General features: G+C 47.2%; 2 protein-coding genes. Both read left to right on the top strand.

Annotated features, from left to right (window positions below):
- On the top strand, window positions 1-708 hold a 708-nt coding region (locus AB7U36_RS12200; RefSeq protein ID WP_428160046.1), incomplete at its 5' end, for a hypothetical protein.
- The coding region (locus tag AB7U36_RS12195; protein ID WP_428160045.1) for an LPD38 domain-containing protein at window positions 709-9422 on the top strand (8714 nt) is incomplete at its 3' end.

The following is a 9422-nucleotide window of genomic DNA, read 5'->3' as shown; positions in this document are numbered from 1 at the left end:
GCTAGTGGGTTTGGTGCACCGGCCACCTCAACTCAGGTAGATATGATGGGGGGATGGAAAGCATTCCGAGATACCGCAGGTGGTCTGACAAATAAAACGATGGATTTGGCTATTGCAAAGAAAATCAATGACGCGAAAGCCGGAGGTATCCCTTTTGAAAAGATAAATTTTACCGATGCTGAGCGTAGTAGGGTTGTAGGCGGCACGAACGGCGGCGGGGCTAATGCAGACCCAAACAGGGGCAATCGTTTGGACTGGATTGAGGGGAAAGATGGGCGGAAGCGATATTTTGACCAGAATGGGCGTGAAGTTGCATTCAACCCTCCTCCGGGCAGGGCGGATTTTTCGGGGCTTCCCAGTCAATTAAGGGTATCGCATGAACGAGGTGCAGGGGCGACACAATCCGCGTCCATACCAGCAGCATCACCTCCAAAACAAGAATCAGAACCCTATGCCGAATATACCAATATAAGACCTGGTGTTGGAAAATTTTCCAATATTTTTTGGGGAACAGATTCTTCTGGAAAAACAAGAAGAATAGATTTTGAGAGACCTGTTTTGCCTAGTGGTTTACCTAATCCAGAATTTCTTAAAAGAACTGCTTTTAGAGAAAAAATTGGATATCCACAAACTGAAAAAGAACAAGAAGCGTATCGAACCGCCTTAGAAAGATTAAAAAATATCCAATACATTAAGAGAGATCGTTAAATGCCATACCTAACCAAAGAAGAAATAGACAGCGGCGTATTGAAACGGTTTGAACAGTTTGATCCCGAAGAGGTGGAGACACACCATAAGCTGGCATGGGATAATGCCCCGGGTTACAGGGAACTGTTTGACGAACCGGAGAAATTTGAACCTGGAATGAGCACAACAGCCACCCAAGAGCGCGGATTTTTTGGGGATGTTGCATCAAATCTTGCCAGGGGTGCGTCTGATCTTACCCGGCTTGGTGGTTATGCTTTAAAAACCCTGGACCCGGACGGCGGGATTGATATGCTTGAAAAAGCCGGTCAAGGATTGGTTGATGCCTCTGACTATGCTGAACAGAATTGGGATATCATGAAGCAGGACCAATCGGAGCGAGAGGGTGAAGGGTATATAAAATCAGGTGTTATGTCAGGGATCAGGAGTTCGGTCCCCTCCCTGGCGCCAACCCTTGCCGGGGCATCTGTTGGAGCCGCATTCGGCGGACCGGTTGGTGGGCTTGTAGGGGCATTAATAGGGAACCTGGGTTTATTCGGCTTGGGAACATATGGAGAAAAAAAGCAGGAATACCTTAACAACGGCTTGCCTGAAGATATGGCCCACTCCGCAGCGCTTAAACAAGGGTTGATTGAAGGCGGTATCGAAGGGGCCGCGTCTTTTATTGGCGCTAAGATTTTTGGCATGGACAGGCTCATAGCCCAGCCTTTGAAACAGACAGTGAAAGAATTATTGCATACACCTGTTTCTACATTTGCCAAAAATCTTGCCAAAGATACTTTCTTGAACGAAATTCCCACGGAAATGCTTCAGTCTTATCTTGGTGCAAAGGTGGATATCGGGGTGGGCATGGCGAATGAAGGAGACCAATGGCAGGCCGCTGTTGATTCTATTATCCCGTCCATGACCATGTCCCTGCTGTTCGGTATGGGGGCCGGCGGGTTTTCCTATGTGCAAAAACGGCGGTTGGTTCGTGACTTAAATAATCTGGAAAATCCGGATGCCAGGGAAAAGGCTGCTGAATTAATCGAAAAGGGAATTTTACAGGGAGGCTCCAAAGAGGAACCTGGCAAGGAAAATGAGCTGGCGGAAGCCTGGTCAAAGATGGTCATGGGCAAGATCGATGCCGGGGAGGCCATAGACATTAATGAAGATTTTGTGAAATATGCTTCCCTGGATGAAAATTCCCGCCAGGAACTTCAGCGAGGCACGGAATTACAGCAGTATCATGATCATATTGCAGGTCTTGAAAAACGAATTTCAAACCTGCAGAAGTTTAAGAAGCCCACGGACCGGCAACGGCAATTGATGGCTGATTACCAGGCGAATCTGGAATCTGTTAAAAAGGGCTTGGCTGATAGGATGCAGGCTATACAGGCGGAAGCTGATGCCCAGGACGCTCAGATTGGCGAGTTCGAACAGAATTTGCAGCAGGCCAAGGCGGATATCAAGGAATACCCCGGCCGGCCACCGATTCAGCCGGATGTTGAGGGTTTGCGGCGGGAGTATGAGAATGAGCAGTTAAAGAGCGGGTTGAAATCCAAGGATGAAGAGACTGGCACAGATGCAGAAGGCATTCCTATTGACCAGAATATGTTGGATGAAAAACAGCCACAGGATCAGAAATTCGGAAAAACCGAATCTGTGGAAGTCCCGGAAAGGGACCTGTTGGATTCAGATCAGCAATTGCAACCCGGCATCTCCCCGGTACCGCCCCCGGCAGCACCCGGCACCTCCCCGGGTACCGCCGATGACGTTTTGACTAGCGGTCTAAAAAACAAAGAGCAGCAGGCTTTTATCGATCAAAGGATTAAGAAACTGGGCTCCATTGAGGCTGTAGATAAGGCCTACGACCTGGATGACCAGGTGAGCCAGTATGCCCGGGCAAAGGCGCGGGAGGTGTTTGGGCAGGATGCCCCTGCCGAGGTTGCGGAGCCGGTTGAAGAAACCCAGGTCAACCCAGAAATAACTGAACCCGTTGAATCAAAGATTATTCAAAGTAAAGAGCATATTGGCTTTTTTACCAGACCGGGCACAAAAGAACAGGTGGAAGTCTATAAGGACGCCAATGGAGAGGTATATACCGCACCTGTCAGCAACGTAATTGATGTTGATACGGGATACCGAATAGGTCGTTTTGAGGCACCTGCTCATTTGGCTGATCAGGCTGTCAAAAATCTATTGAACAACACCCCCAACACCTCTGACTCAAGCGCACCCATGGGGGGGATTCCACCAACCGTCAAGGAAAACTTGACAGTTGCTCCAACCCAGATTGAAACGGGGCAGAAAAAGATTCCAGGCCAGGCGGAAGCGGCGGAAGACATGCCGTCCGCATTTGAACACGAGGTTAACCCGGACAAGATTGAAACAAATCCGACCGAACCCCAAAAGGAAGCCGGAAATTACAGAAAAGACCACATTCGGATTGACGGCCACCAGATTACCATTGAAAATCCTGACGGATCTACACGAAGCGGCACTGACAAATCCGGAAGAAAGTGGGAATCAAAAATCCATGGGCATTATGGATACTTTAAACGGACCATGGGCAAAGATGGGGATCAGGTTGATGTATTTATAAAACCTGGCACCAAGACGAGTTCAAAGGTGTTTATTGTGGACCAGATTGACCCGGGGACAGGTGAATTTGATGAACACAAGGTTGTCATGGGAGCCGAATCTGCAGATGAGGCCAAGTCATTGTATATGTCGAATTACGAAGAAGGTTGGAAAGGGTTCGGCGGTATAACTGAGATGAATCAGGATGAATTCAAGGTATGGGTGAAGGATGGAACAAGAACGACGAAGCCTGTTGGAATCATCTCTAAAACTTCCAAAACAGTTAAAAAAAACTTGACAGTTGCCCCGGGCCGGGCCGTGACCTGGCAGGACAAAAAAGGCAACACTCTGTCTGGCAAGTTGATCCGCCCCCAAAAAGAAGGGGGAAAATTATGGATGATCAAGAAGGCGGGTGGCAAGAATACATTTGTCCATGAGAAGAATTTTAAATTAAACGATTCAGAATCTACCGTTATTAGTGGTTCACAAACCCCCAAAAATGCTTCAACGCTTGATGAAATAGAAGTTAATCCTGTTGAAAAAATAACAGGAGAAAAGGCTGCTCAAGACGGCACCCAGTATTCCACCTCAGTGGATTTTACAGACAGCACCAGCCGAAACACTGACACGCCAGCCTTCAGGAAATGGTTCGGTAACTCCAAGGTGGTTGATGAGAATGGTGACCCTGTGGTGGTTTATCATGGGACAAATGTTAATTTTAATGCATTTAAACCAAGCGAAAAAACAGGCACACATGGCGAAACAGATCAAATAGAAGGGATTTATTTTACTGACAACAAAGATGGTGCCAATTGGTATGCATTAGTTGAAGATGATGACAGATTTTTAAAACGAGCCTACGTTTCCATTAAAAATCCATATCATGCAACAGATATTAAATCCCTTAAGAATGGCTTGGGAGTTGAGACTCTTGGGGATGTTGCGGATAAGGTAAAGTCCCTTGGGCATGATGGACTGATCATTGAAAAGGGCTTCTATTCCAACGGCGGTCCGCACAGAAAAATTATAGCCTTTGACCCGACCCAGATAAAATCTATCTACAACGCTGGCACCTGGGATGGAAGCAATCCGGATATCCGGTATTCAATATCATCTATTAATCCATGGCCGGAAAACTTCCCAAACGTCGTGGTTCACACAGCAGCCAATAAGGTTGCGCCCAATCAAAAAGGCCAAGGCGGTCATCCGGACCATAAGGCGGCCAAGGCAGGAGATGTTGATGCCGCCAACCGGCTTGTGTTTGACTTGGTGAAGCCAGAGAAAGTATTGGAACTCAAAAAGCAGTTCCCGGATGCCATGGTTGTGCCGGTTCATGCCGAAGAGGAGGCCGGCAAAAATAAAATCCCGAGAGCTTTGGCGAGGGCTTATGGAGAAATTGCCGGGTTTAAAGTCGATCTTGGGATTGTTCAAACAAATAAATCCGGCCATACCAAGAAAGACGCTGCTGAGAGAATTATAAGCCGGGCAGAGTTTGACGGGGATGTGAACCCTGGTCAAGAATACATCATTTTGGACGATATTATCACTACGGGAGAGACCTTATCTGAACTCAGGCATTATATAGAAAATAACGGCGGGAAGGTTGTAGCCGCATCGACTTTAGGGTATAGTAAATACTCAACGGTGCTTGCTGTAAAGCAAGATTCCCTGAAGAAAATTCAGGATAAATTTAATGTAAAGGAGCTTGAAGATGTCCTCAAAGAATTTAACATCGCAGGAAACATCCAGGCCCTCACAAATTCAGAAGCAAAATACATTCTCTCTTTCAGAGCGGTTGACGCCTTCCGAAATCGAATCCTTGAGGCAGGACGGAATAGAAGCGGACAAAGTAAGTTCAGCGTTTTTCAGGGAGAAGTACGCAGATTTCAGGAAGAAACATGGGATAGTTCTTCCCAACGAATAAACACACTTCCCGGCCAAGGCCTAACCACTCAGGATATCCAAAAACATTTCAAAGGCCAGAAGGCCTTTCTTTCTCCAGACGGCAAGGTCTCAATCAAATTCAAAAACGGCCATGGATGCACGGTCGAAACTGTAAAGAAAATATCCGACAAGGACTATGAGTTCGCCATGCGCACCGGTCGGATGGGCAAAGACGGCATCATCCTTGGCAAATATTCAAACCAGACAATTCAGTTGTCACGGGATTATGCGTCGGATTTTACTCTGGATCATGAGATTGAGCATCTCCTTGAAGACCTGGGAATTATAACCCCTGCCGAAATCATGGCCCTGAACGGCAAGGCCAGGCAGGCGAACAGATCCGGCCAATGGGAGGCGTGGGGGCTCAAATGGTCAGATAACATGGCCGAGAACCGGGCAAACTTCCTGGCCCAGGCCCTGACTGACCGTGGACAGCACCGGAATACTTGGCTTGACCGTGTCATACAGAAGATTGTTGATTTCCTGGATGGGCTGCTCTATGTTGCATCAGAAGGGGTGCGGGTCCGGAAGCTTGCCCGGGATGTTGAGTCCGGGAAGGTTTTTGGGCGGCAATCGGATAAAGCCGGCGATTCTATCCCCATCATTAATCTGGACAAAGACCTATCCAAAGGAGTCGTAAAAAGTGGAACACAGAATGGAACACCTGTTCCCAGATTTGCAAAAATCGGGCTACGGGAGACGGGAGAGCTTCGAGTGCCAAGAAGAACCGTTCGCAATGTGTCCGATGCGGCACAAATGCTATCAGGCCTTTCTGACGCAGCTCAAGAAGAAGTCTACCTCATCACAGCCGACAGAACGGGAAGAGTCTTAGAGGTCCATAAATTTTCAAAGGGCACGTCCGGCAAGTCCGACGCCCATATCAATCAGATGGCCGGGCATCTGCTTAAAAACGAGGAAGCCCACACCACTTATTTAATTCACAACCACATTTCAGGGGATTTAACCCCGTCAAATGAAGATCTTCAAATTATGCGCGATCTTCGCCTGGGGCTGCGGCTGGCAGGCATCAAGGTAAGTGGCCTGATTATCTCCGATGGCCACTATGCCCAGTTTGATGAATTCAATGTTGGCGGTTCGCAAAAGATAAAACAACTTCCGGCAAAAAGCACACTCCCGGTCAGTGAAAGACGAGTCATCTCCAGAGAACTTCAAAACCCGCTCAGCATCAAGGACGTAAACGCGGCAATGGAAAGGTTTGAAGGTGAGCAGGACGGCATCCTCTTAATGGATGAGGGCCGCAGAGAAGTCGCGTTTATTCCTTTTAAAAAAGGTGTGAGCATCAGGGAGGCTGCCCGGGATATCCTGGCCCAGGCGTCGGATGTCAATGCAGTTCAGGCCGTAATCAATATGCAGACCTTCACCGGCACAAACCGCGGGAAGTTGTATCAGCATCTTGCCGAGGGGTTGGCCACTCAAAATATAGATATCAATGACATCATCACGAAAAACCCCTTCGGCAGGCTTACTAGTATGCTTGAAACCAACCAGCTCCCGGCTCCGGATGTAAACGGCATGAGGGCGCTCGATTCTGACGAGGTTCTTTATCAAACCTCAGACGATATCGTTGACGAGCTTTTCCATTCCCGGGGCAACTTCTTTGACCGGATGAAAGACTCAATCGAAGAGGGCAAGACCGAGTTCACAGACCGGACCATAGCCAAGACGGTCGACTCTCTCCACTTTGTGAAAAAACGCCTTGGGGATGAGGCTTATAAACTGCACAGGGTTTTGACCGGTATTAAATCGGCATCATTTTCAATGTTCCTTGAGCACGGCAAAATGTCATGGGACGGAAACGCCTTGACCGTCACTGACCGGAAAAATGGATTCCTGCCATTCCTTCGGTCAATCGGGGATGATTGGCAGAATCTGTTTTACTGGATAGCTGCAAAGCGGTCGGAAGAATTAGAAGCAGAAGGTCGCGAGAACTGGATAACTCCAGAAAAACGAGCAAGGCTCCTTGAAAGAACCGGTGAATTTTCAGAAAAAGGGGAGTCCTGGGCAAGCCTCAATGACAAATTTCAAGAGTTTAACCAAAACATCCTGGATGTCATGGAGGCGTCAGGGCTGATTGACCCGGAAGCCCGGAAGATATGGGAATCAAATATGTATATCCCCTTTTATCGTGTGCTTGAAAATGAAATTTCTCGGCAGGAGTTTTTATCTGGGCCCAGAAAATCTGGGAAGCATATTTCTGCTCAGATCAAGCAATTAAAAGGTGGCCAGGCAAAAATCGGTGATCCACTTGAAAATATTCTTATGAACTGGATGTACGGCCTTGACGCGGCCGCCAGGAACAAGGCTAGGGCTAAGGCATTTGAAGTGGGTAAGAATCTGGATATTATTGATGAGGTTGCAAAGAAGGATTTGGCCAAGGTCCTTGGGGCTCAGACCGTTAACCGCTTTGCTATTATCAAAGCCGGTAACACCCGAGCCCGTTCTATTTTTGATTCCCGGGTCGAGGCAGAGGCCGAAGTTGAGAACCTTAAAAAGGATGGCAAGGGCCCACACCGAATTGAACCCAGAAAAGAAACTAAGATTGTTTTTGGATCCATGAAAGACTACGGAATACTTTCTTTCCAGAAAGAAGGGAACCCGGTCTACTTTAAAACTGACGATCCGGATCTTTACCAAGCCCTGGCTGAGATCGATACTGCTGCATTCAATAATTTATTCATGAAGATGATGGGAGGGGCAAAACGGTATCTATCATACGGGGCAACATTCGGCCCCGCGTTCCGACTGCGCAATTTTATCCGTGATGCCATCCATACACCCGTGGTGTCAAAAGAATTCAGGCCCTTCGTGGATTCGGCCATTGGACTCATTGGGGCAATGCAAGAAGACAAGGATTATATTGAACTCATGTCTAGCGGTTGGGGATTTGGCTCATCATATGTAAATTCCGACGATCCACAAACCGGCGCTCGATTTATTAAAAAAATAATAAAAGCTGAAGGCAAGAGTGCGATAGGCCGGATATTAAACACGCCGCTCAAGGTCATAAAATTATGGGAAAAGATTGGGGAAGCTTCTGAGAATGCTGCCAGGTTAGGGCTTTACAAAAGGCTGAAAAATAAAGGCTACTCAAAGCTTGATGCGGGCTTTGAGGCCCGGGACTTGATGGATTTTTCCATGCACGGCAGCTCTCAGAGTGTACAAACACTTATTCGGATCGTGCCTTTTCTAAACGCCAGAGTCCAAGGCTTGTATAAACTTGGCCGAGCATCAAAAGAAAACCCAAAAGCATTTCTCTTAAAAGCCTCAATTTTAACCGGCGCGTCATTGTTACTGTGGTCACTATACAAAGACGATGACAGATACAAAAAACTTGAGGATTGGGATAAGTGGACTTATTACCATTTCTGGTTAGAGAATGATCATTATAGGATACCAAAGCCGTTTGAAATTGGCGCCCTTTTTTCTTCCCTGCCGGAATCAGTCGCTAACGTCATGAATGACACCGAAGACGGGCAATTTGTTTGGGGCTGGTTTAAACACACAGCCTATAATGTATTCAATATCGACATGCCCCAGTTGTTCAAGCCCGTGGTCGAAGATCAATTCAACATTGATACATTCCAGGGAAGACCGATTGTTCCGGATAGCCTGGCAAAACTAAAGCCGTCAGAACAGTATACGCCGAGGACCAGTGATACTATGCGGGCATTAGGGCATGCTCTGAATATATCACCGATCAGGCTGGAGCATTTAATAAATGGATACTTCTCCACTATGGGAATGATGGTGTTGTTTGGCACTGATGCCATAACCCGGCATGCCATGGGATACCCGTCACGAATGGAAGGCAGTAGAAATCCTTTTATGCTGCATATCATTGATTCCAATGTCCCATGGTCCACGAAGCATGTCACCCGGTTTTATGATCTTTATGCAGAAATTGATTCTGCCAACCGCACCCTAAACAACTATCTGCGATCTGGGCAAAAAGAGGAGGCCAAGGCGTTTTTTCTTGAGAATAAAGATCTGATTCAGTTCGGACAAAAGAATAAAAAACTGATCTCTAAAATGAGGGCATCTCTAACAGAAATCAACCGCAGGCAAAAGCAGATCATGATGAACAAATCTTTATCCCCGAAAGAAAAACGTCAACGGATATACACATTGAACACTGCTAAATCAAATATTACCCAGGCGCTTTTCCGTAAAATTAGTACTGCAAGTCAAGC

It is taken from the genome of Desulfobacter sp., from assembly GCF_050177295.1.
The sequence above is the reverse complement of the archived record's forward strand: the minus strand, read 5'-3'. Positions and strand labels throughout refer to the sequence as shown.